Raw genomic sequence first — 22,515 nt, forward strand, 5'->3', positions numbered from 1 at the left:
AGCATATTTTGGCACTCCCCGACAAAACGCTATATGATAAAGCACCTGACCCACATACGAGCAACAAACATGAGTAACAATCCTAGTGATCTCAAGGCAAGCGGCCTGAAAGCCACCCTGCCACGGCTGAAGATACTCGATATCTTCCAGAGTAGCCCGGTACGCCACCTGACCGCGGAAGACGTCTACAAGATTCTGCTGGCCGACAATATGGATGTCGGTTTGGCAACTGTCTACCGCGTCCTCACGCAATTCGAACAGGCCGGCTTGCTCAATCGCAACCATTTTGAAACCGGCAAGGCGATTTTCGAGCTCAACGAAGGCTCCCACCATGACCACCTGGTGTGCCTCGACTGTGGCCGGGTCGAAGAATTCTTCGACGAAGACATCGAAGTACGCCAGCAAAAAGTGGCCGAAGAACGCGGCTTCAAGATCGCCGAACACGCTTTGGCCATCTACGGCAACTGCATCAAGACGGCTTGCCCGCACAAAACAGCCTGACCCAAGCCGGCCGTTTCCGCAAGGGAACGGCCGGCGCGCCAGGCAGTACGATCAATGATGGCTCAGTGCGCTTGACAGCAGCTTGGCCGTGATATCGACGATCGGGATGACGCGCTCGTAAGCCATGCGCGTCGGCCCGATCACTCCCAACGTTCCCACGATCTTGCCGTTGACTTCATACGGCGCCGTCACCACGCTCATCTCATCCATCGGCACCAGGTTCGATTCGCCGCCGATAAAAATCTGCACGCCCGTCGCCTTGCTCGACACGTCGAGCAGCTGCATCAAGCCCGTTTTTTGCTCGAACATGTCGAACATCTGGCGCAGCGAATGCATGTTCGACGACAGATCGCTCACGCTGAGCAAGTTGCGCTCGCCGGAAATCACCATGTCGTCGCTATGGTCGGCCATCGCTTCGCTGCCCGCTTCCACGGCCGCCTGCATCAAACTGCCCATATCGTCGCGCAACTGGCGCAATTCGCCCTGCAGGCGCACGCGCACGGCATCGAAGGACAGGCCGCCATAATTCTGATTGATGTAATTGGCCGATTGCACCAGTTGCGCCGGCGTATAGTCGGCCTCCGTCAGCAATAAACGGTTCTGCACGTCGCCGCCGGGCGCAACGATGACGAGCAGGATGCGTTTTTCCGACAGGCGCAGGAATTCGATTTGCTGGAACACGGATTCGCGGCGCGGACTGAGCACGACGCCGGCAAACTGCGACAGCGACGACAGCATCTGCGCCGCGTTGGCGATGGTTTTTTGCGGTTGCGGCGTCTGCAGGCGCATGCGCGATTCCACCAGGTGCTCGTCCAGGTGCCGCACGGTCAGCAAGGTGTCGACAAAGATGCGGTAGCCGCGCGGCGTGGGGATGCGTCCGGCCGAGGTGTGCGGACTGGACACATAACCGAGCTCTTCCAGGTCGGCCATGATGTTGCGGATCGTGGCCGGCGACAGGTCCAGGCCGGAAATTTTCGACAAGGCGCGCGAACCGACCGGCAGGCCGTCGGCGATATATCGCTCGACCAGGGCTTTCAGCAGTGTTTGGGCACGTGTATCGAGTTGCATGGTGTTTTATTTAGGCAAGTATTTTGTTAAGCAAGCGGCAACGAAAGCGGCCGAACGTGCGTCAACAGCGCCTATTATGCACGTTCGCCCGGCCTGCGGCGATCAATCTTCCAGTTGCCCTTGCAGCCACAGCAACAATTCATCAAAGTTGGCGCAGATGGCGTCGGGCTGCACGCCGGCCGCCAGGTGCGCATCGCTGCCCTTGCGGTTCATCCAGACGGCGCGCATGCCCGCCCCCTGCGCTCCCGTCACGTCGAAATACAGGTCGTCGCCGACATACACGGCTTCATGGGGCGCGACGTCCAGCGCGGCGCAAGCTGCCAGGAAGATGCTGGCGTCGGGCTTGGCCACGCCAAAATCGCTGGCGGCGATCGATACCTTGAAATGCTGCGCCAGGCCGATAATGTCAAGGTCCGCATTGCCATTCGAGATCGAACCGACCAGCATGCGCTGGCGCATCCAGGCCAGGCCCGGCAAGACGTCGTCATACGGCTGGACGCGGTTGCGCGCGGCCAGGAATTGCAGGATGGCGCCGTCGACCAGGGCGGGATCCTCGCCGGCAGCCTCGAAGGCGGCCAGCAAGCCCGCGCGGCGCAACTCGATCAGGTTGCCATGGAAATGCGGTTGTTCCTTGAGCATGGCCAGGCGGTGCTGGCGCAGCACCTCGATGGAAAACTGCCGCGCCACCTTGGGCGCATGCGTGGCCAGCCAGTCGTGCAGCAGGGTTTCCGCGGCGGCGATCACGGGCGCGATGGGCCACAAGGTATCGTCGAGGTCGAACAGGATGGCCTTGGGCGGCACGGCGGGTTTTACGGGGGCAAGGGACATGGGACTCACAATGGGATGCTGCGTCACGCTGCGCAGGATGCGTCTATTGTCGCACCGATCGACGCCGCCGGCATGGCTGCGCCCCCGTGAAATGGGGCCGGGCCAGCGCTTCCCGGCGAAAAATTGTTACAGGGTGATACAAGGCAAGGTCATCCAGCTTGCCAGATAGACTAAAATAGGCGCCATTCCAATGCGGCGCCAGCGTCCGCGTTGCGCTACCCAACTTAATTCGTTTTGGAGAATGTATGAAAAATTTGTACCTGCGCTCGATGCTGGCGGCGGCTTGCGCCGTCACCCTGGCAGCCTGCGGCGGCAGCGGCGGCAACCTGTATCTGCAAGTCTCAGTCAGCGGCCTGGCCAAGGATGGCCTGATTCTCCTGAATGACGGGGAACGCTTGCCGGTTCCTGTGGGCCAGGGCACCGTCGTCTTCACCAAGCTGGTCAAGAACGATGACCGCTACAATATTACCATCGCGGAACAGCCCAAGGGCGCCGTTTGCACCATCGCCAATGGCGCCGGCAAGGCATCGAGCTATTCCGTGAACACGGCCTTGGTGAGCTGCACAACCAACAGCTACCCGCTGAATGGCACGATCACAGGCCTGACCGCCGATGGCTTGCGCCTGGTGATGGGCCCCAAAGGCATCACCCTGTCGGCTGGCGCCACCGCCTACACATTCACTTCGGTAGCTGACGGCGCCCCGTACGGTATTTCCATACTGGCTCAGCCAACGGGCCTGACGTGCCGCTTCCAGGGTTCAAAGAGTACCGACGCCAGCGATACGGTCGGCACGATGGGCTCTGCCGCCACGACCGCGGCCACACTTGACTGCACGCCGCAGTAATCCTTGCGATCCGTCACCTATTTTTTGGAGAAATACATGAAGTTATCCTGCTTGCGCCCACTCGCCGCGCTGCTGCTGACCCTGGGACTGGCCGCTTGCGGCGGCAAGGCCTCGTATGAGGTCGGCGGAACGATCTTTGGCTTGACCAATGAAGGGCTGATCCTGGCAAATGGCAGCGACACCCTCCCGGTTCCTGCGGGCAAAACGTCGTTCACTTTTATCAAGCGCATCGACTATGGCACCGACTACAACATCACCTTCAACAAACAACCGGCCCACATGACTTGCAGCATCAGCGGCGGTTCCGGCTCGGCTGGTCATTACATCAATATCAGCGCCGCTGTTACTTGCTTGCAAAACAAATATACCGTGGGCGGCACGATTTCCGGCCTGACCGTGGATGGCCTGGTGCTGATTAACGGTAGTACAATAACAACAGTGGCCAAGGACACCACGACGTTTACCATGGCCGGCCCTGTCGACTATGGCGACACCTACGCCGTCAGCGTCTCCGTTCAGCCGAAGGGTCTGCAGTGCGACCTGGCCCCAGGTACCGAAAAAGGCACCATGGGCGAAGGGAATGTAACGGCGGTGAAGATCGCCTGCAAACCCGTCTGAGTTGCGGCAACGGTAGCCGCCAGGCGGCTACCGGGAAGAGATATCATGGAAATCTATAGTTGATATTCCAAAGATAAATTGGAGTTATATGTGGCGATGCAGCATAATGCATCTGTCTCCTCCAACTCTTCCAAGAATTGGATTTAGCCCGCTTTTACCAGCGGGCTTTTTTTTGCCCAGAATTTCTCACGCGGGTTTATTCAAGCCCGGCTGCAACATCTGCACGATGCTGGAGAAATCCTGCTGCGCATACCCGGCTTGTGCATGCATCTGGTACATCTGCCGCACCAGGCCGCCCAAGGGCGTGGGCGCGTTCGCCGACAGGGCCGATTGCTGCGCCAGGCCCAGGTCTTTCAGCATCAGCGCCGTGCCAAAGCCGCCCGTGTAATTGCGCGACGCGGGCGTACCGTCCATGACGCCTGGCCACGGGTTGTACACTTCCAGAGTCCAGTTGCGGCCCGAACTCTTGGCCATGATGTCGGACAACACTTTCGGGTCCAGGCCATGCGCCACGCCCAGGTTCAGCGCTTCGGCCGTCCCGGCCATCAAGATGCCTAGCAGCATGTTGTTACAAATCTTCGCCACCTGGCCCGCGCCCGCCTCGCCCGCATGGAAGATGTTCTTGCCCATCTTTTCCAGCAAGGGACGCGCCTGCTGCAAGCCTGCTTCGCTGCCGCCGACGATAAAGGTCAGGGTGCCGGCCGCCGCGCCCGCCGTGCCGCCCGAGACGGGCGCATCGATCATGGTAAAGCCCCGCTCGCTGGCCGCCTGCGCCACTTGCCGCGCCACATCGGCGGCGATGGTGCTGCAATCGATGAACAGGGCGCCCGGCTTGGCCGAGTCCAGCACGCCGCCCGCCGCCAGGTACAGCTCCTGCACGTGCTTGTTGGCTGGCAACATGGTGATGACGGCGTCAGCCGTCTGCACGGCCGCGCTGGCGGACGCTGCCGCCGTGGCGCCCGCCTCGACGAGCGACGCCACGGCCGCCGGCGTCAGGTCGAATACGGATACGTGGAAGCCGGCGGCCACCAGGTTGCGGGCCATCGGCGCGCCCATGTTGCCCAAGCCGATGAAAGCGATATGTTGCATTTTTAAAGTCTCCTGTTGTTCTTTTAATGTAGGTCGCGCAAAGGATGGCTATCCCACGGCGCCGTGAAATATCCATTGAGATACGCGTCGCCGACGTCGGCCAGGCTGGCCGGCTGCCACTGCGGCGCGTTGTCCTTGTCGATCAGCAAGGCGCGCACGCCTTCGCTGAAGTCCGCATGGGCGCAGCACTGCACGGCAACGATCAATTCCAGCTGGAACACTTGCGCCAAACTCATATGGCGCGTGCGTTCGCGCATGGCCCAGACCAGAGCGGCGGAACTGGGCGCGCCCTTGTGCAGCGAGTGGGCCGCCTTTTGCAGCCAGGCCGAATCGCCGTCATACGCGGCGATGGCGGCCACCACTTCGGGCAAGGTGGGCGCTTGCGTCAGCGCGGCGATGGCGTCGAAGTTGGCGCGCACTTCGGACACGGGCAGCAAGGACGCGGGAGCCGAGAAGCCGCGCAGCAGGCGGTCCAGCTGCTCGCTGTTCGCCTGCGGGCTGGCTTGCCATTGCGCCAGCGCCAGCGCGTCCAGCACCATGTTCCGCTCTTCCTGGCGCAGGAAATAGTCGCCCAGGCCCGCAAACAAGGCGTCAGCCGCGTTCATCGGCGCGCCCGTCAGCCCCAGGAACAGGCCGCTGCGACCCGGCATGCGGCCCAGGAACCAGCTGCCGCCCACGTCCGGGAACAAGCCGATCGTGATTTCCGGCATGGCGATGCGCGTGCCTTCCGTCACGACGCGGTGGCTGGCGCCCGCCATCAGCCCCAGGCCGCCGCCCATGACGATGCCGCCGCCCCACACCAGCAGCGGTTTCGCATACGTGTGGATGCGGTGGTCGAGCCGGTATTCCTCGGCAAAAAAGGCCAGCGCCTGCGGGTTCGGCACGACACCCGCTTGCTCGACGACGGCCGAACGCAGGCTGCGCACGTCGCCGCCCGCGCAGAAGGCCTTGTCGGTCGACGATTGCAGCACCACGCAGGCGATGGCCTCGTCACCGGCCCAGCGCACGAGGGCGCCATCGATGGCGCGTATCATGTCCAGGGTCAGCGCGTGCAAGGACTTTGGCGCATCGAGGGTGATGACGCCCAGCTTCATGCCGCCGGGACATTCCCGCTCTTCTATCTTGACGGTCTCAACCAAGGTTTCAGCCACAGTATTTTCAGCCATTCTTCCACTCCGCCGGACGTTTTTCCAGGAACGCTTGCACGCCTTCTTTCTGGTCTTGCGTATCGAACAGGCCGAGGAACAGGGTGCGTTCATCGGGCAGGGACGCGACCAGCGGATGGCTGCGCGCGCCCTGGATCAGGGTCTTGCACGCCGTCACGCTGCTGGGGCTTTGGCGGGCCACCTTGGCGGCCAGCGCCAGCGCCGTGGCGGCAGCCTTGCCGGTTGGCACGACTTCCTCGACGAGGCCGATGGCCAGGGCCTTGGCCGCATCGACCCGCTCGCCGCACAGAATCATGCGCTTGGCCCAGCCTTCGCCCACCAGCCACGGCAAATGCTGCGTGCCGCCCGCGCACGGCAGCAAGCCGACGGACGCTTCAGGCAGGGCCATCTGCGCATGTTCCTCGGCAATGCGGATATCGCACGCCAGCGCGCATTCCAGGCCGCCGCCCATGGCGTAGCCATTGATGGCGGCGATGCTGACGCCGCGAAACGCGGACAGCGCCTCGAACGCCTCGCCAAACGCGGCGGCCATGGCGAACGCCGTGTCCTTGTTGCCGTCGGCAAACACTTTCAAATCGGCGCCGGCCGAAAAGAACTTGGCGCCGCCGCCCGTGATCACCAGCGCATACACGTCCGGATCAAGATTCAGGTCGGCCACCAGGTCCCTCAGCGCGTTCAGGCTGGCCAGGGTCCACGTGTGGGCGGGCGGGTTGTCGAGGGTCACCAGGGCCGTATGGCCACGGCGTTCCAGCAGCAGATTGGTATACACTTTGGTCATCGTAAGGTCTCCGTAGCGCCGTCTTTCAAAATCGCTCGCGCGACGATCAGGCGCATGATTTCATTCGTCCCTTCCAGGATCTGGTGCACCCGCGTGTCGCGCACGTGGCGCTCGAGCGGATACTCGCGGATGTAGCCGTAGCCGCCATGCAATTGCAGCGCATCGTTGGCCACATTGAAACCTACATCCGTGGCGAAACGTTTTGCCATAGCGCAATATGCCGTGGCGTCCGGGCTTTCCTGGTCCAGTTTCCAGGCCGCCAGGCGCACCATCTGGCGCGCCGCCACCAGCTCCGTCAGCATGTCGGCCAGCTTGAATTGCAGGGCCTGGAACTGGGCCAGCTCGCGGCCGAACTGCGTGCGCTCCTTCATGTACGCCTGCGCCCGCGTCAGGGCCGCCTGCGCCGTGCCCACCGAGCACACGGCGATATTGATACGTCCGCCATCGATGCCCTTCATGGCGATGGCAAAGCCTTCGCCTTCCGCGCCCAGCAAGTTGCCAACAGGCACTTTCACCTGGTCGAAGCTGATGATGCGCGTGGGCTGGCTGTTCCAGCCCATCTTTTCTTCTTTCTTGCCATACACGATGCCGGGCAGGTTCGCCGGCACGGCAAACGCGGAAATGCCGGCCGCGCCCTCGCCGCCCGTGCGCGCCATGACGATCAGCATGTCCGTCTGGCCCGCGCCGGAAATGAAGGCCTTCGTGCCGTCGAGCACATAAAAATCGCCCTCCTTCACTGCCTTGGTGCGCAGGGAGGCCGCGTCGGAGCCCGATTGCGGTTCCGTCAGGCAATAGCTGGCCAGCTTCTGGCCGGCCGCCAGGGCCGGCACCCACTCGTCGCACAGGGCTTCCTGCCCCCAGCGCGACAGCATCCAGGTGGCCATGTTGTGGATCGTGATGTAGGCCGTGGTCGAGGTGCAGCCGCCGGCCAGCTCCTCGAAGACGATGGCCGCATCCTGGCGCGACAGGCCCAGGCCGCCCCAGCGCTGCGGCGTGTACAGGCCGCAAAAGCCCATCTCGCCCGCCTTGGCGATGGTTTCCACCGGGAAAATCGATTCCGCATCCCAATGCGCCGCGTGCGGCGCCAGTTCGCCTTCGGCAAACGCGCGCGCCGCCTGCTGGAACTCGCGCTGCTCGTCGCTCAGTTCAAAGTCCATGCTAGCTCCTTATTTGAGGCTGATGGTGGTGTTGACCTTGCCCACCGAGGCCGCGTCCGTGAACCAGCGCTGGGTGATCGTCTGCGTCTGCGTGTAGAACAGCACGACCTGCTTGCCGAACGGGCCCAGGTCGCCCAGTTTCGAGCCGCGCGACCCCGTAAAGCTGAACAGGGGAACGGGCACGGGGATGGGCACGTTGATGCCCACCTGGCCCACGTCGATTTCTTCTTGGAAATAACGCGCGGCCGCGCCGCTTTGCGTAAACAGGGCCGTGCCGTTGCCATTCGGATTTGCGTTCACCAGGGCAATCGCTTCATCCAGGGTATCGACTTCGACGACGATCAGGACGGGGCCAAAGATTTCCTGGTCATATACGACCATGCCGGGTTTCACGCCGGACAGAATCGTCGGTCCGACGAAGTTGCCGTTCGGATAGCCATCGACCTTCACGTCGCGGCCGTCCAGGGTCAGCACGGCGCCCTGCTCGATGCCCTTGGCGACCAGGCTGTGGACGCGATCCTTGGCTGCGCAGGAAATGACAGGGCCCAGGTCCGGATTGTCCTTGCCCGCGCCCACGGTCAGGGTTTGCGCCTTGGCCGCCAGTTCCGGCAGCCAGTCGCGCGCTTCGCCCACCAGCACGGCGACGGACGCGGCCATGCAGCGCTGGCCGGCCGCGCCGAAGCCCGCGCCCAGCAACTGGTTCAGGGTCTGTTCCTTGTTTGCGTCAGGCAAGACGACGGCGTGGTTCTTGGCGCCCATCATGCATTGCGCGCGCTTGCCGTTCAGGCTGGCGCGCTGGTACACATGCGTGCCCACCTTGCTCGAACCCACGAACGAAATCGCCTTGATGTCCGGATGGTCGCACAGGGCGTTGACCACGTCTTCGCCGCCATGAATCACGTTCAGCACGCCGGCCGGGATGCCCGCCTGCAAGGCCAGGCGCACGAGTTTTTCCGTCACCAGCGGGTCTTGCTCCGACGGTTTCAGCACGAAAGTATTGCCGCAGGCAATTGCCATCGGGAACATCCACAGGGGGATCATGGCGGGGAAATTGAACGGGGTAATGCCCGCGCACACGCCCAGCGGCTGCATCACGCTGTAGGTATCGACGCCGCCGGCCACGTTTTGCGCGTATTCACCCATTTGCAGGGTGCCGATATTGGCGGCATGTTCCACCACTTCCAGGCCGCGGAAGACGTCGCCTTCCGCGTCGAGCAGGGTCTTGCCCTGTTCCATCGTCAGGGTGGCGGCCAGATCGGCCATGTTTTCACGGATCAATTGCTGCAATTTGAGGAAGATGCGGGCACGGGCGCCGATCGGCGTCTTGCGCCAGGTCTTGAAGGCGCGCTGGGCCGAGGCGATGGCGGCATTGACTTCCTCCGGCGTGGCGAACGGCACACGGGCCAGGACTTCCTGCGTGGCAGGGTTGACGACGTCGCGCCAGACGGTGGTGGTCGATTCAACCCACTCGCCGTTGATCAGCAGTGGAACGGTAGGGATGGAAGTTTGCGTGGTCACTCGGTGTCTCCTCATTGGGGGTATAGGTCTGTTTGCATTATTCGCACAATACGGGCCGCAAACAAGGCGTGAAAATGCGAGATAATGCAAAGATGAATCTGTTAATCTGCAAAGATTGTAAATTTGCAGACTCCACAAACCGGGGAAGGAGAAGCGCGATGGCGAAGGTTTTCATGGGCGTGCGCCTGCAGCGCCTGCGCGAGGAACGGCGCATGACGCAGGTGGCGCTGGCCAAGTCCCTGGGCATTTCACCCAGCTACCTGAATCAGATGGAGCGCAACCAGCGCCCGCTGACGGTGCCCATTTTGCTGCGCATCGGCAGCGTGCTGGGGGTCGATCCGCAAATCTTTTCCGAACACGACAGCGCCAGCCTGGTGGCCGACGTGCGCGACGTGTTCGGCGAATTGCCCGACGCGCCGCCCACCTCGATGGCGGAACTCAAAATGCTGGTGGAAAACATGCCGGAACTGGCCCGCTCGATTTTGCTGCTGCAGCGGCGCTACCGGGTGATGGCGGAGCGGGCCGACACGCTGGCCGCGCGCCTCGACGATGGCAGCCGCGGCGCCAGTTCGGCGGCGCCGTCCACGGACGAGGAAGTGCGCGAATACCTGAACCGGCGGCAAAATTACATCGATGAACTGGACCGGGCGGCGGAAAGCGTGGCGGGCGAACTCGATCCATCCCTGCGCACGCTCGACGCGCTGCAAGGCCGCTTGCTGGAGCGCCACGGCATCCGGGTGCAACTGTCCGATGGCGACGCGGGCATGGTGCGCAAGCACCGCTATGATGCCCAGCAACACATATTGTGGCTGCCCGACACCCTGACGGGCGGCCAGCGCGCCTTCCAGATGGCGGCGCAGATCAGCCTGCTCGAGCACAGCGAGCTGATCGACGCCCTCGTGCTGACGGCGGGATTCTCCGGCGCGGCCGCGCAAACGAGCGCGCGCCTGGCCTTTTCCAATTATTTCGCCGGCGCCCTGCTGATGCCTTACCAGCGCTTCCTGCAGGCGGCGGAAACGCGCGCCTACGATATCGAGCGGCTGGCGCACCAGTTCGGCGTGGGTTTCGAAGCCGTATGCCACCGCCTGAGCACCATGCAGCGTCCCGAGGCGGCGGGACTGCCGTTTTTCTTCGTGCGCGTCGACCGCGCCGGCAATGTCTCGAAGCGCCAGTCGGCCACGGACTTCCATTTTTCCAGGGTGGGCGGCACGTGTCCGCTGTGGATCGTCTACGACGCCTTCAGCCATCCGGGACAGGTACTGACGCAGGTGGCCAGCATGCCCGACGGCTGCACCTATCTGTGGATCGCGCGCCAGGTCAGCACGGCGTCGCCGGGCTTCCGGGCGCCGGGCAAGACCTTTGCCGTGGCGCTGGGCTGCGATATCTCGCAGGCGCACCGGCTGATCTATTCGAAGGGACTCGATTTGCACGACCCCACCAGCGCCACGCCCATCGGCACGGGCTGCAAGGTGTGCGAGCGCCAAAGCTGCCCGCAGCGGGCGTTTCCATCGCTGCTGGCACCGCCGCCACCGTCCGCCTGACTTACTCGACGACCCGGGCGCGCAGCGCGTCGAACTCGCGCGCAAATTGCGCGCGCCAGTCGCGCCGCGTGGATTCGGCTATCCAGGCCGCGTCCAGGCCATTGAGCATGAAGCCGCGCATGTCATCGAGGCCGAAACCGAATTCGCGCATCATCATCCAGGCACCCGTCGGCGTCACGTGGTGCAGGGTCGGGTCGTCCGTGTTCGGATGCAGTTTCAGGCCCAGCTTGGCCATGGCGCGGATCGGGTGGTCCAATGCCCAGCGCTCGGGCGCCAGGGTGCGCAGATAGTAGGAATTGGTCGGCACGACCGTAAATACGAGGCCGCGCTCCACGCAGCGCTGCGCCAATTGAGGATTATCAACAATCGTGTAGCCATGGTCGACCCGGTCCACCTGCAACTGCTCGATGGCCGTCTCCACGTTCATCCACGGCATGCCGAATTCGCCCGCGTGCGCCGTGCACTTGAAGCCGGCCTCGCGCGCGGCGCGGTAGGCTTCGATGAAGAGTTCTGGCGGGCGGTCGTTTTCGCGGTAATCGATGCCGATGCCGATGACTTCCGGCGCGCGGTAAGCCTTCATCCATTCCACCATCTGCACGGCTTCGGCGGGACTCGCTTCGCGGTCGATGCTGGGGATCAGACGGCCGATCACGCCGAAATCGCGCTGCGCGTCGCGGATGGCGGCCACGATGGCGTCTTGCGCCGCGTCATAGCGGATGCCCGACACGCGCACGGTGCCGGTGGGGTTCCAAAAGAATTCCGCGTAGCGCACGCCGTGGCCATGCACGTCTTCCAGGTATTCGTAGGCGAGGCAATACAGGTCCGTCGGCGAGACGATCAGGTGCGCGTCGAGCGCGCGCAGCACGCGCAGCACGCCGACGGGCTTGTCGCCGCGCGTGTAAAACGCGTCGATTTCCTCGGGAGTGACGACATTGCCCGTCTTGGCGGCCAGCGCACGGAAAGTGGCTTGCCGCACCGTGCCGAACAGGTGGCAATGCAGCTCCACTTTCGGCATGGCGCGTAAAAACTGTTCGATGCTCAGGGCAGGCAGGGTGTCGGCAGGATGACTCATGAAGCTCGCTTCGTTAGTGGAAAAAGGGTCAGACGAGAATGGCGGCCAGGCGGCGCATCAAGCGCTCGATGGCGGCCGGGCCGTCGGCCAGCATCGCCACTTGCGTGTTGATGGGTGCGCGGCGCGGCACGCGGAATTCGCACACCGTCATGCCGCGCGTCAGTTCGCCCGTCAATTCGATGGCCACGTGGGCGCTCTGGAACTGGAACAGCTGCGGCGCTTCCAGGTACAGGGCCACCACGGGGTCGTACATGGGCATGGGCACGGAACCGTCGGCACTACGGATGCGCACATACGCTTCCAGGTAGCCGGCCAGACGCTGCGCGCGCGGCGTGCCGATGGCGCGCAGCTGCTCCACTTCCACGTTTGTCACCAGCAACTGGCGGCACAGGTTCAAGCCGAACATGCGCAGCGGGATGCCGGCCTGGAAGACCTGGGCGGCCGCTTCCGGATCCGCATAGATATTGAATTCCGCCGCCGCCGTGTGGTTGCCCTGGTCGGTCGAGCCGCCCATCAGGATAATTTCGACGATTTTTTCCGCGATGTCGGGCGCGCGGCTCAAGGCCGTGGCCAGGTTCGTCATCGGCGCAATCGCCATGATGGTGATCTGGCCAGGATACTTGCGCACGGCGGCGATCAGCGCGTCGACGGCGTGGCCGGCAGCATCCGTGGCGGCGCCGGGCGGCAGGATCTCGCCCGTCGTCGGCATGCCGCTGTCGCCGAGGATGCGCTGCGCCGTTTCGATGACGCCGGCCAGCGGCTCTTCGCAGCCGCGGTAGATCGGCACCGTCAAGCCATCATGGGCCTTGATGCGCAAGGCGTTGTCGTAGGTGATGTCGACGGGCGCATTGCCCGCCACCACGCTCACACCCAGCCACTCGATATCGGGATTGCTGCCCAAGAGCAACATCGTCAGCCAGTCGTCGAAACCGGGATCGGTATCGAGCCAGATCTTTTTCAAGGGTTGGGTCATGATGCTTTCCATTAAGAAATTACGCGCCCAGCCACAGGGCGCTGTCGGACGGCAGCACGAAGGAGACGGCCGTGCCTTCGCGCCAGGCGGCGCCGCCGGCCGCGCAAATGCCCTTGACCTGGCCCAGCGGCGTTTGCAGCAGGTATTCGACGGTGTCGCCGAGGAAGCCACGCGCCAGCACGGTACCCGGATACTGGCCCGCCGCGTCGTCGGGCGCGCAGACGCGCACCTTATCCGGACGCCAGCCCAGCACCGTGGTGCCGGCCGCGACGGGCGACGTGTACGGCAGGCTGGCGCCTGCGTGGTGCAGCGCGCCGTCGCGGTAGTCGAACAGGTTCTCGAAGCCCATGAAGTTGGCCACGAAGCGCGTCGACGGTGTATTGAAGACGGCTTCCGGCGCGGCCAATTGCTCGATGCGCCCGCCATTCATGACGACGATGCGGTCGGACAGGGCCAGCGCTTCTTCCTGATCGTGCGTGACATACAGCATGGTGATGCCCAGCTCGCGCTGGATGCGGCGCAGTTCGGCGCGCATCTGCACGCGCAGCTTGGCGTCCAGGTTCGACAGCGGCTCGTCGAGCAGCAGCAGGGCCGGTTCGACGACGATGGCGCGCGCCAGCGCCACGCGCTGCTGCTGGCCACCGGACATCTGCGCCGGCAGGCGCGTTTCAAAACCCGTCAGGCCGACGGCGGCGATCACCGCTTCCACCTTCGTTTTCAGCAAAGCTGGCGCGACCTTGCGCAAGCGCAAACCGAACGCGATGTTGTCGTATACATTCAAGTGCGGGAACAGCGCATACGACTGGAAGACCATGCCGATATTGCGCTTGTTCGGCGCCAGCTTGCCGATTTCGCGGCCGTCGAGCACGATGCGGCCCGACTGCAGCGGCATCAGGCCGGCGATGGCGCGCATGGTGGTGGTCTTGCCGCAGCCGCTGGGGCCCAGCAGGGAAATCAGCTCGCCCTGCTCGACGTGCAGGTCCAGGTCTTTCACGGACGTCGTGTTCTTGGCGTAGCCGAGGTTCAGCTTGTGCAGTTCCAGATAACTCATGGTGTGTTGCCTCTTACATGTATTTAGAAATGCCCAGCACCTTCTCGGTCACCATCACGAAGGCCATGGTGAACAAGACCAGCAAGGTCGACAGGGCAGCGATCGACGGGTCGAAGCTGTTTTCCATATGCCCCAGCATCTCGATCGGCAAGGTGCTGATGCCCGGGCCCGTCAAGAACAGCGAGACGGGCACCTGGTTGAACGAGGTGACGAAGGCGAGGAAGAAGGCGGCGATCACGGCGTTGCGGATATTCGGCAGCACGATCATGAAGAACGCGCGCAGGCGCGACGCGCCCAGCGTAATGGCGGCATCCTCGATATCGACGCGCAGGTTCACCAGGCTGGCGTACACGACGCGCACCGAGTACGGAATCAGCAGCGCGATATGGCCGATCAAGAGGCCCACGTAGACGGGCGCATTGATCGTCAGGACCAGGTGGTGCAGCAAGCCCAGGCCCACGAGGATGGCGGGAATGATCAGCGGCGACGTCAGTATCTGCCGGATGGCGCCGATGCCCGGCGGCGGCATGCGCGAAAACGCGTACGCGACGGGAATGCCCAGCAACAGCGCGATGACCGTGGCGATCAGGCCGATTTCCAGACTGGTCTGGAAGGCGCGGCGGAACTCGGGCGCCGACCACACTTCAAGAATCCAGCGCAGCGAATACGACTCGGGCGGGAACGCCAGGGTTTCGCCGCCGGAAAAACCGGCCAGCACGACGATGGCGAAAGGCCCCAGCAGGAACAGGAATACCAGCCATAAAACGGCACGTGAAAACAGGCTTTCTTTCATACGGAACTCCGGCTCGAGGAAATACGTTTAAGGCCGGCATTCACCAGCAAGGTCATGCAGACGAGGATGACGGCGATGACGTTCGCCGCGCCGAAATCGCTCTCCACGCTGACCTTTTGGTACAGCAGGGTCTCCAGCATCAGCACCTTGGTGCCGCCCAGCAGGGCCGGCGTCACATAGGCCGTCACGCAGCCCGTAAACACCAGGGTGCCGCCGACGACCAGGCCTTCCTGCGTCAGCGGCAGGGTGACCTTGCAAAACACTTGCCATGGATTGGCGCCCAGGGTGGCGGCGGCCGGTTCCACGTCGCGCGGCAGGTTTTCCAGCGCGCCCGCCAGCGACATCAGCATCAGCGGCAGCAGCAGTTGCAGCAGGCCGACAAACACGGCGAACTCGCTGAACAGCAGGCGCAGGGGCTCTTCCGTCAAGCCCATGTTGACGAGCGCCGCGTTGACGGCGCCATTGCGGCCCAGCAGCACGATCCAGGCGTAGGTACGCGCAATCGGCGAGACCATCAGCGGCAGGATCATCATGCCCACCACCAGGCCGCGCCACTTCGGCGACACGCGCGCCACGGCTTGCGCGGCCGGGTAGCCGAGGATGATGGAAGCGAGCGTCACCAACGCGGCGATGCGCAGCGTGCGCCAGAAGATGGTGCGGTTGAACTCTTGCGAAAAGAATTCGATGAAGCGGTCGAAGCCCCACTGCATGCCGTCGCCGACGCGGAAGGCGTCGACCAGCAAGGCCAGCACGGGCAGCAGGAAGCAGACAACGATAAAGATCAGCGCCGGCAGGACCAGCAGCAGTCCCAGGCGCTTTTTTGGATCAGCAAACATGGTGTTTTCTCCTCGTCACCACTATTTGCTCATGGCCTTGTTCCACTGCGTCATCCAGTTGCTGCGCTGCTTGATGATGGTTTCCGGTTTGACGAATTTCAGCGAATTGATCTGGTCGGCGCCATAGGTGTTGAATTGGGCGGCGGCCACCGACAGGCGCACGTCCTTGTTGACGGGCGAATCGACCAGGTTGGTCGCCAGCTGCGTCTGCACTTCCTTGGACAGCCAGAAATCCATCAGCTGGTACGCCAGGTCCGCATTCTTCGAGCCGGCAACGATGCCCATCACGTTCATGCCTGCCGCCTGGCCTTCGGTCGGAATGCTCCATTTCAGGGGCAGGCCCGTCTTGAGCATTTGCGACCAGGTGAAGCGCGCCACGGGCGCGGCCCAGATTTCATCTTGGGCAAACAGGGCGGCCAGCTGCGCGCTGTTTTTCGAGAACGTGACGACGTTGCCCTTCATGCCGACGATTTTCGCAAAGCCGGTGGCGTAATCGTCCGTCTTGCCGCCCCAGGCCGCATCGGCCATGCGCAGCATCAACGGGCCCTGCGTGGTGCTCACGTCGGGGAAGGCCACGCGGCCCTTCAGTTCGGGGCGCCACAGGTCCTTCCAGGACGTCAGCGGGGCGATCTTGTCGCTGCGGTACACCAGGCCGACCGAATACAGGGTGTAGCCGACGGCGAAATTGCCGCCGACGGGGTTTTTCGCCACGTCGTACAGGGCCTTGTAATTGCTCAGTTTGGAGTAATCCATGGGCTGGATCACGCCCTTTTGCGCCGCTTCCAGCATGCCGGAATCGGACAGCAGCACCAGGTCGATCACCGGATTCTTGGCGTGCACCACCAGCTTGGCGATGCGGTCCGCATTATTCCCCGTTTCCACCTTGATATCGCAACCGCATTTGGCCTTGAACGGCTCGTACACATACTTCATGAACAAGGGCTGGGCAATCGGGTAGGCCGAAATGACCAGCTCGCGTTTTTCCGCGTGGGCGGCGTTGGCCAGCAAGCCTAGGCTCAACGCCAACATGAGGTGCTTTTTCAAGATGCTTCCTTTCAGGGGACGGCGCTGCGGGACAGCGCCTGTAAAGATGAATCAGACTCAGAAATAATGTCGCATGCCGACGATCAGCACGCTTTGCGTCTTGCCGCCCGAGGCGCCGAAGCCGAACACGCGCGCGAACGTCGCATCGCCGGCCGCTTTCTGGTAGCTCCAGGTGATGGCGACATCGGTGCGCTTGGACAGGAAGTAATCGGCCTGGAAGTTGACCTGATGCCATTTCGGCGTCTTGTTGATCACATCATATTTTCCGGTGGTAAAGAAATACGACGCGCCCAGGTTCAACGCTTCCGTCAGCTTGTGGTTCACGTTCAAGTCCACGTTTTGCAGGGTCAGATTGCTTTGATCCAGGTAGTGGTAGCGCACGTTGGTGTACAGCGCGCCAAACTTGGTCCTGCCCACATTATAAAAGCCTCCTGTGCCGGCGATGGCCTGGCTGTCCACGCCCGCGCCCTTGACGGCGCTTTTGTTGAAGATCAACAGGGAGCTGCCGTAGTCATTGCCAATGGCGCCATTCGGCGCGTCCGGGCTGTTCGGGCGATCCATCTTGGTGTAGGCGACGGCCCAGCTGAAGGCATCGACTTTGTAGCCGGCGCCCATGCTGTAGACGCGGTTGCGGTTGGAATCTGCCGGATTTTCGCTGAAACCGTACAAACCCGTAAACGACAGGTTGCTGATGTTCGGGCTGACATACTTGACGGCATTTTGCACGCGCAGGTTGTTGTAGCCATTGTCGTTGTCGCCGATGTGCACGCCGTTACTGGCGATGACCACCGGACCCAGCAGGTCCTTGACGGCTTCATACTGGCGGCCCAGGGTCAGGGTGCCCTTGTCGTTGCTCGACAGGCCCACATACGACTGGCGGCCGAACAGACGGCCGCTTTGCGAGGCCGTGCCCGTCATCACGTTAAAACCGTTTTCCAGCGCGAAGATGGCCTTGGTGCCGTTGCCCAGGTCTTCCTGGCCGCGGAAACCGATGCGGGGATTCTGGTTCGTGCCGCTCAGCGCATGCGTGCGGCTGCCGTTACCCTCATCCGATACATAGCCGATACCGGCCGACAGCAAGCCATACACTTGCACGCTGCTTTGCGCCTGCGCCGCGCCCTGCGCCGCCAGCAAGCCCCCAACTACCATCGTTCCAGTCATCCATTTGTTCATCGCCGCCGCCCTAAAAAGAATAAACCCTGAGTTTTTTTGGAATTATTTTATTGATGCGTCCCTTGCCTGGCGCACCGCCGCAAGTGCCGGCGCCGCATTCCAGGCTCTTCTCCCGAATATTGTTGCATTCAAGACAAGTAAAGACCAGTCCAGAATATGGTAAATTGCGGGATAAGAAAATTTGTTTATTTTTATAAATCCATTACTTTTTCTAATAAGCAAAACCATGCATGAGTTGAGCAAGAAGATTTCCTTACGACATTTGCAAGCGTTTGCCACCTTAGCCCGGGTAAACAGCTTCAGCAAGGCTGCACAGGAATTGTGCGTGACCCAGCCGGCCCTCAGCGCCTCGATCAAGCTGCTGGAAAATCAACTGGGAAAAAAGTTGTTTAACCGCACAACCCACCAGCTGGAACTGACGCGCGAAGGCAAGCTGGCGCTCGATTACGCCACGCATTTATTGAATACGGCGAGCAATACCTTTGCCGACATCCAGCGCGCCATCGGCAGCGGCCGCCACCGCATCCGCATCGGCGCCATCCCCTCGGCCATGGCGATGACGGCCGTGGTGGTGGCGCGCTACTGCGAGCAACATGGCGATGAAGTGGAAATCGTCCTGTCGGACATGCCCAACGATGGCTTGCTGCACGCGCTGCATTCGGGCCAGCTGGACTTTTGCGTGGGCATCGAGGTGCCCGGCTCCGTGTCGCTGGAAAGCGTGGGCCTGTTCGAGGACGAGCTGGTGCTGGTGACGGCGGGACGCCATGCGCTGGCGCCGCTCAAGGAAGTGCGCTGGGAACAGCTTGCGGGGCAGGAAATCGTCGTGTTTACCAAGGGCAGCATCTGGGAGTTCGCCTCGAGCGCCCTGCGCCAGCATGGCTTGAGTCCGTCGAGCCTGTACCAGATGATCCACAGCGAGTCGCTGTATGGCGTGGTGCGCGCCGGCATCGCCGTGGGCATCATGCCCAGCCTGTACACGACTTTCCTCAATGACGAGGACTTGCACGTGGCGCCGCTGCGCCAGCCCACCTGCAAGCGCAAGATCGCCTTGATGCGGCGCAATGAAATCAGCCGCAACCACCATGTCGACGACTGCTTTTCAGCGTTGCGGCAAGATCTGCAACAGGTCGACCAGTGGTTTTAAGTTAAACCGGGGGCTTAGGCTGGCGCCTTCAGCAAGTTCGCCAAAGCAACATATTGCTCCAGGCCCACGGTTTCCGGACGCAGGGTCGGGTCGATGCCGGCCGCCTTGATCTGTTCTTCCGTAAACATCCCGGCCAGGCAGTTGCGGATCACCTTGCGGCGCTGCGAGAAGGCCTTCATGACCACCGCTTCCAGAGTGGCCTGGTCGCACACCAGGCGCTCGGCCACGGGAATCATGCGCACGATGGCCGATTCCACTTTCGGCGGCGGGTCGAACGCCGTCGGCGGCACGATGAACAGCAGCGACATGTCATAGCGCCATTGCAGCATCACGGACAAACGGCCATACGCCTTGCTGCCCGGTTCGGCCACCATGCGCTCGACGACTTCCTTTTGCAGCATGAAATGCTGGTCCTGCACCAGCGGCGCGAAGTCCGCCAGGTGGAACAGCAGCGGGCTGGAGATGTTGTACGGCAAGTTGCCCACGATACGCAGCTTCTGGCCGGCCGGCACGGGAATTTGCGCGAAATCAAACTTCAGCGCATCGCCCGAGTGGATCGTCAGCTTGGCCGGATTGAAGGTCTTTTCCAGGCGCACGATCAGGTCGCGGTCCAGCTCGACCACATGCATCTGTTTCAAATGGCGCAGCAGCTGCTCCGTCATGGCGCCCAGGCCGGGGCCGATCTCGACCATGGCATCGTCCGCCTGCGGCGCGATGGCGGCCGTGATGTCGTCGAGGACGAAGCGGTCATGCAGGAAGTTCTGGCCAAAGCGTTTGCGGGCAACGTGTTTCATATTCTGTTTTTCTATTCTAGAGGCGGTGTAGCGGGGTAAAACCGGTGGGCGGTCAGGCGCGGGTGCTGGCGCGCAGCATGGCGAGCGCCGTTTGCAGGGCTTGCTCCATGCTGTGGCAATCAGCCAGCCCCAGCCCTTGCGCGGCCAGGTCCAGCGCCGTGCCATGGTCGACCGAGGTGCGGATCAGCGGCAAGCCCAGCGTGACATTGATGCCGCGCCCGAAGGTCGCGTATTTCAGCACGGGCAAGCCCTGGTCGTGGTACATGGCCAGCACGCAATCGGCATCGGCCAGGTATTTGTGCTGGAACAAGGTGTCGGCCGGATACGGTCCGCGCGCATCGATGCCACGCGCTTGCGCCGCGGCAATCGCCGGAGCGATGACATCGATTTCCTCGCGTCCCAAGTAGCCGCCCTCGCCCGCGTGCGGGTTCAGGCCGGTCACCAGGATGCGTGGCGCGGCGATGCCGAATTTCTGTTGCAGGTCGCGCTGGAGAATGTCCAGGATGACGGCCAGGCTGTCCATCGTGATGGCGGCGGACACGTCCTTCAAGGGCAGATGCGTGGTGGCCAGCGCCACGCGCAGGGTCGGTTCGCCATGGCCGGGTTCGCCGGCCAGCATCATCACCACCTGCGGCGTATCGGTTTTTTCTGCCAGGTATTCCGTATGGCCGGAAAAAGCCACGCCGGCGTCGTTGATCGTGCTCTTTTGCAAGGGTGCCGTGACCATGGCGCCAAACCAGCCGGCCTGGATACCTTCCACGGCTGCGTCCAGGGTGGCGAGCACGGAGCGCCCGTTTTCCTTGTCCAGCACGCCGGGGATGACATTGTTCACAGTGGGAATATCGATCACGGCCAGGCGGCCCGGTCCGAACTGCGGCAGGCCGCTGTTGCGCACGGCTTGCAGCGACAGCGCCGCCAGGCGGATGTCCGGGTCGATCAGGCTGGCCGTCAGCGCCAGGAAGGCGGCGTCGCCCAGCAGGATGCAGTTGACTTCATTGCGCATGGCCCAGGCCGCGCGTATGGAGATTTCCGGGCCGACACCGGCCGGTTCGCCACAAGTGATGGCGATGGCCGGGCGGCGTGCAAGGGGCAAGTTACTCATGCGCAATGAATCAGCAGCATTACTGGTCGTCCGCGCGGAATTCGACGTAGGCACGGTCGCGCACTTCGCGCGCCCAGTTTTCCGTCGCTTCTTCCAGCTTGCGTTCGCGCAAGGCATTGCGCGCGGCGGCGCGCTGTTTCTCTTTCGAAACGTCATCGCTCTTGCGTTCCAGCACTTCGATCAGGTGGAAGCCAAAGCTCGACTCGATCGGCTGGCTCACTTCGCCCGGTTTCAGCGCATTCATCGCCGTTTCAAATTCCGGCACGGTGTCGCCTGGATACAGCCAGCCCAGGTCGCCGCCCTTGGCCGCGGAACCGTCGTTCGAGAACAAGCGGGCCAGGTCTTCGAACTTGGCGGCCTTGTTATCGAGACGCTCTTTCAATTCCAGCAATTTGCGCTTGGCTTCGGCAGCCGACAAGGTCGGGGTTACTTTCAGCAAGATATGGCGGGCATGCGTCTGCTGCACGGCAGCGACGGCTTGCGCTTCGGCCGCGCTGCGGCGGTCCACCAGCTTGAGGATGTGGAAACCGGTGTTGCTCTTGATGATAGGCGTGATCTGGCCCGGCTTCAGTTTCAGCAGCTGTTCCGTGAACAGGGGCGGCACGCGGTCGCTATGGCGCCAGCCGATATCGCCGCCGCTCAGCGCATCGCTGGCATCGGAATAGGTGGCGGCCATCTTGGCGAAATCGGCGCCCGTGCGCAGCTGGCGGCTGACTTCTTCGGCGCGCGCGCGGCGCGCGGCGATCTGTTCGGGGCTGGAATTTTCCGGAATGCGCACGAGAATCTGCGCCAGGTTCAGTTCCACCTGTTCGCTGGCGGCCGCTTTTTCCGCTTCCAGGAAGTTATCCACTTCGGAATCGGAAATCTGGATCTTGGCATCGACTTCATGCTCGCGCAGGCGCTGCATGATGATTTCATCGCGGATTTGTTCGCGGAAAGTCGCAAACGGCGTGCCTTCCTTTTCCATCTGGTTGCGCAGTTCCTGTACCGTCATTTTTTGCTGTTCAGCAATACGGCTAATCGCGCGGTCCAGGGTCAGGTCATCCACGCGCACGCCCATTTCCTTGGCCAGCTGCATTTGGGCGCGCTCGACAATCATGCGCTCCAGCAATTGACGACGCAGGTCGGCAGGATCGGGCAAGGGCACGTTCTGCGCCTTCATGCGCTGCTCCACGCTCGTGATGCGGGCCGCCACTTCATTACGCGTAATCACCTCGTCATTGACGACGACGGCGATGGAGTCGATGGTCTGGCCACTGCTCGAGGCCGGTGGCGTGAACCCCTTGGCCGGTGCCGCGGCGGCGGGCGTGGCGACAGGCGCTGACGCAGCCTGTTGCGCCCAGACACTACTGGTCGTGGCGCCGGAAATGGCGCACAGCAAAACCGTTGCAATTTTGAGTTGGTGCATACTGGCATTACGCATA

The 22,515-nt window shown here is 62.7% G+C and carries 21 protein-coding genes and 1 pseudogene; 5 read left to right on the forward strand and 17 right to left on the reverse strand.

Annotation, left to right across the window (positions count from 1 at the left end):
• The first annotated feature begins 69 nt into the window (after nt 1-69).
• A complete protein-coding gene (gene fur, locus NCG91_RS22625) occupies nt 70-501 on the forward strand; it encodes a ferric iron uptake transcriptional regulator (RefSeq protein WP_034778781.1) in 432 nt (143 codons plus the stop codon).
• A gap of 51 nt (nt 502-552) precedes the next feature.
• Here the strand turns inward: fur and hrcA are convergent, their stop codons facing one another.
• Together hrcA and NCG91_RS22635 are read right to left on the reverse strand one after the other, a co-directional pair.
• A complete protein-coding gene (gene hrcA, locus NCG91_RS22630; RefSeq protein ID WP_034745713.1) occupies nt 553-1,569 on the reverse strand; it encodes a heat-inducible transcriptional repressor HrcA in 1,017 nt (338 codons plus the stop codon).
• 102 nt (nt 1,570-1,671) lie between these two features.
• Nucleotides 1,672-2,397: an HAD family hydrolase gene (locus NCG91_RS22635; protein ID WP_251351296.1), complete on the reverse strand. Its 726-nt coding sequence runs from the start codon at nt 2,395-2,397 to the stop codon at nt 1,672-1,674.
• 245 nt (nt 2,398-2,642) lie between these two features.
• Here NCG91_RS22635 and NCG91_RS22640 point away from each other — a divergent pair, with 245 nt between their 5' ends.
• Entirely contained in the window at nt 2,643-3,242 is a 600-nt protein-coding gene (locus NCG91_RS22640; protein WP_251351297.1) for a hypothetical protein, read from the forward strand.
• Between the two features lie 3 nt (nt 3,243-3,245).
• Nucleotides 3,246-3,860: a hypothetical protein gene (locus NCG91_RS22645; RefSeq protein WP_251351298.1), complete on the forward strand. Its 615-nt coding sequence runs from the start codon at nt 3,246-3,248 to the stop codon at nt 3,858-3,860.
• Nucleotides 3,861-4,046: 186 nt separating this feature from the next.
• On the opposite strand, the pseudogene mmsB reads toward NCG91_RS22645, so the two are convergent.
• From mmsB to NCG91_RS22670, 5 genes and pseudogenes are all read right to left on the reverse strand, one after another.
• A pseudogene (mmsB, locus tag NCG91_RS22650) lies at nt 4,047-4,955 on the reverse strand (3-hydroxyisobutyrate dehydrogenase); the annotation flags it as partial.
• Nucleotides 4,956-4,972: 17 nt separating this feature from the next.
• Nucleotides 4,973-6,115, reverse strand: coding sequence for an enoyl-CoA hydratase/isomerase family protein (locus tag NCG91_RS22655; protein WP_251351299.1), 1,143 nt, complete (start codon nt 6,113-6,115; stop codon nt 4,973-4,975).
• The gene (locus NCG91_RS22660; protein ID WP_251351300.1) at nt 6,108-6,893 is read right to left on the reverse strand and encodes an enoyl-CoA hydratase; all 786 of its coding nucleotides are present in this window, start codon (nt 6,891-6,893) and stop codon (nt 6,108-6,110) included. The genes NCG91_RS22655 and NCG91_RS22660 overlap by 8 nt, the downstream gene beginning before the upstream one ends.
• Nucleotides 6,890-8,050, reverse strand: a complete 1,161-nt coding sequence (locus NCG91_RS22665; protein WP_251351301.1) for an acyl-CoA dehydrogenase family protein — start codon at nt 8,048-8,050, stop codon at nt 6,890-6,892. The genes NCG91_RS22660 and NCG91_RS22665 overlap by 4 nt, the downstream gene beginning before the upstream one ends.
• 9 nt (nt 8,051-8,059) lie before the next feature.
• Nucleotides 8,060-9,568, reverse strand: a complete 1,509-nt coding sequence (locus NCG91_RS22670) for a CoA-acylating methylmalonate-semialdehyde dehydrogenase (protein ID WP_251351302.1) — start codon at nt 9,566-9,568, stop codon at nt 8,060-8,062.
• Between the two features lie 158 nt (nt 9,569-9,726).
• Between NCG91_RS22670 and NCG91_RS22675 the strand changes: the two genes are divergently transcribed.
• Nucleotides 9,727-11,109, forward strand: a complete 1,383-nt coding sequence (locus NCG91_RS22675) for a short-chain fatty acyl-CoA regulator family protein (RefSeq protein WP_251351303.1) — start codon at nt 9,727-9,729, stop codon at nt 11,107-11,109.
• A gap of 1 nt (nt 11,110) precedes the next feature.
• On the opposite strand, the gene NCG91_RS22680 is transcribed toward NCG91_RS22675, so the two are convergent.
• The 7 genes from NCG91_RS22680 to NCG91_RS22710 are packed head-to-tail and all read right to left on the reverse strand — an operon-like array spanning nt 11,111 to nt 18,039.
• Entirely contained in the window at nt 11,111-12,181 is a 1,071-nt protein-coding gene (locus tag NCG91_RS22680; RefSeq protein WP_251351304.1) for an adenosine deaminase family protein, read from the reverse strand.
• A 28-nt stretch (nt 12,182-12,209) separates the two neighbouring features.
• Entirely contained in the window at nt 12,210-13,154 is a 945-nt protein-coding gene (locus NCG91_RS22685; RefSeq protein ID WP_251351305.1) for a nucleoside hydrolase, read from the reverse strand.
• 19 nt (nt 13,155-13,173) lie between these two features.
• Nucleotides 13,174-14,205: an ABC transporter ATP-binding protein gene (locus NCG91_RS22690; protein WP_099666258.1), complete on the reverse strand. Its 1,032-nt coding sequence runs from the start codon at nt 14,203-14,205 to the stop codon at nt 13,174-13,176.
• A 13-nt stretch (nt 14,206-14,218) separates the two neighbouring features.
• Entirely contained in the window at nt 14,219-14,998 is a 780-nt protein-coding gene (locus NCG91_RS22695; RefSeq protein WP_035822719.1) for an ABC transporter permease, read from the reverse strand.
• Nucleotides 14,995-15,834 (reverse strand): ABC transporter permease, encoded by an 840-nt coding sequence (locus NCG91_RS22700; RefSeq protein ID WP_099389214.1) that lies wholly within the window; start codon nt 15,832-15,834, stop codon nt 14,995-14,997. The genes NCG91_RS22695 and NCG91_RS22700 overlap by 4 nt, the downstream gene beginning before the upstream one ends.
• 21 nt (nt 15,835-15,855) lie before the next feature.
• Nucleotides 15,856-16,878 (reverse strand): ABC transporter substrate-binding protein, encoded by a 1,023-nt coding sequence (locus NCG91_RS22705; RefSeq protein WP_251351306.1) that lies wholly within the window; start codon nt 16,876-16,878, stop codon nt 15,856-15,858.
• Nucleotides 16,879-16,935: 57 nt separating this feature from the next.
• Nucleotides 16,936-18,039: a porin gene (locus NCG91_RS22710; protein WP_099666255.1), complete on the reverse strand. Its 1,104-nt coding sequence runs from the start codon at nt 18,037-18,039 to the stop codon at nt 16,936-16,938.
• Nucleotides 18,040-18,277: 238 nt separating this feature from the next.
• On the opposite strand from NCG91_RS22710, the gene NCG91_RS22715 reads away from it, so the two are divergent.
• A complete protein-coding gene (locus NCG91_RS22715; RefSeq protein ID WP_034778821.1) occupies nt 18,278-19,195 on the forward strand; it encodes a LysR family transcriptional regulator in 918 nt (305 codons plus the stop codon).
• A gap of 14 nt (nt 19,196-19,209) precedes the next feature.
• On the opposite strand, the gene rsmA is transcribed toward NCG91_RS22715, so the two are convergent.
• The 3 genes from rsmA to NCG91_RS22730 are packed head-to-tail and all read right to left on the reverse strand — an operon-like array spanning nt 19,210 to nt 22,499.
• Complete coding sequence (gene rsmA, locus NCG91_RS22720) at nt 19,210-19,989, reverse strand: 16S rRNA (adenine(1518)-N(6)/adenine(1519)-N(6))-dimethyltransferase RsmA (protein WP_251351307.1); 780 nt, start codon at nt 19,987-19,989, stop codon at nt 19,210-19,212.
• A 52-nt stretch (nt 19,990-20,041) separates the two neighbouring features.
• A complete protein-coding gene (gene pdxA, locus NCG91_RS22725) occupies nt 20,042-21,091 on the reverse strand; it encodes a 4-hydroxythreonine-4-phosphate dehydrogenase PdxA (protein WP_251351308.1) in 1,050 nt (349 codons plus the stop codon).
• 19 nt (nt 21,092-21,110) lie between these two features.
• On the reverse strand, nt 21,111-22,499 hold the full coding sequence (locus tag NCG91_RS22730; protein WP_251351309.1) for a peptidylprolyl isomerase: 1,389 nt from the start codon (nt 22,497-22,499) through the stop codon (nt 21,111-21,113).
• Nucleotides 22,500-22,515 lie beyond the last annotated feature (16 nt).

Source organism: Janthinobacterium kumbetense, from assembly GCF_023703445.1.
Classification (GTDB): Bacteria; Pseudomonadota; Gammaproteobacteria; order Burkholderiales; family Burkholderiaceae_D; genus Janthinobacterium; species Janthinobacterium kumbetense.

Bases quoted from the DNA above. Each gene is read 5' to 3' on its own strand.
- fur (WP_034778781.1), top strand. From the start codon at position 70: ATGAGTAACAATCCTAGTGATCTCAAGGCAAGCGGCCTGAAAGCCACC.
- hrcA (WP_034745713.1), bottom strand. From the start codon at position 1,569: ATGCAACTCGATACACGTGCCCAAACACTGCTGAAAGCCCTGGTCGAG.
- NCG91_RS22635 (WP_251351296.1), bottom strand. From the start codon at position 2,397: ATGTCCCTTGCCCCCGTAAAACCCGCCGTGCCGCCCAAGGCCATCCTG.
- NCG91_RS22640 (WP_251351297.1), top strand. From the start codon at position 2,643: ATGAAAAATTTGTACCTGCGCTCGATGCTGGCGGCGGCTTGCGCCGTC.
- NCG91_RS22655 (WP_251351299.1), bottom strand. From the start codon at position 6,115: ATGGCTGAAAATACTGTGGCTGAAACCTTGGTTGAGACCGTCAAGATA.
- NCG91_RS22660 (WP_251351300.1), bottom strand. From the start codon at position 6,893: ATGACCAAAGTGTATACCAATCTGCTGCTGGAACGCCGTGGCCATACG.
- NCG91_RS22665 (WP_251351301.1), bottom strand. From the start codon at position 8,050: ATGGACTTTGAACTGAGCGACGAGCAGCGCGAGTTCCAGCAGGCGGCG.
- NCG91_RS22675 (WP_251351303.1), top strand. From the start codon at position 9,727: ATGGCGAAGGTTTTCATGGGCGTGCGCCTGCAGCGCCTGCGCGAGGAA.
- NCG91_RS22680 (WP_251351304.1), bottom strand. From the start codon at position 12,181: ATGAGTCATCCTGCCGACACCCTGCCTGCCCTGAGCATCGAACAGTTT.
- NCG91_RS22685 (WP_251351305.1), bottom strand. From the start codon at position 13,154: ATGACCCAACCCTTGAAAAAGATCTGGCTCGATACCGATCCCGGTTTC.
- NCG91_RS22690 (WP_099666258.1), bottom strand. From the start codon at position 14,205: ATGAGTTATCTGGAACTGCACAAGCTGAACCTCGGCTACGCCAAGAAC.
- NCG91_RS22695 (WP_035822719.1), bottom strand. From the start codon at position 14,998: ATGAAAGAAAGCCTGTTTTCACGTGCCGTTTTATGGCTGGTATTCCTG.
- NCG91_RS22700 (WP_099389214.1), bottom strand. From the start codon at position 15,834: ATGTTTGCTGATCCAAAAAAGCGCCTGGGACTGCTGCTGGTCCTGCCG.
- NCG91_RS22710 (WP_099666255.1), bottom strand. From the start codon at position 18,039: ATGACTGGAACGATGGTAGTTGGGGGCTTGCTGGCGGCGCAGGGCGCG.
- NCG91_RS22715 (WP_034778821.1), top strand. From the start codon at position 18,278: ATGCATGAGTTGAGCAAGAAGATTTCCTTACGACATTTGCAAGCGTTT.
- rsmA (WP_251351307.1), bottom strand. From the start codon at position 19,989: ATGAAACACGTTGCCCGCAAACGCTTTGGCCAGAACTTCCTGCATGAC.
- pdxA (WP_251351308.1), bottom strand. From the start codon at position 21,091: ATGAGTAACTTGCCCCTTGCACGCCGCCCGGCCATCGCCATCACTTGT.
- NCG91_RS22730 (WP_251351309.1), bottom strand. From the start codon at position 22,499: ATGCACCAACTCAAAATTGCAACGGTTTTGCTGTGCGCCATTTCCGGC.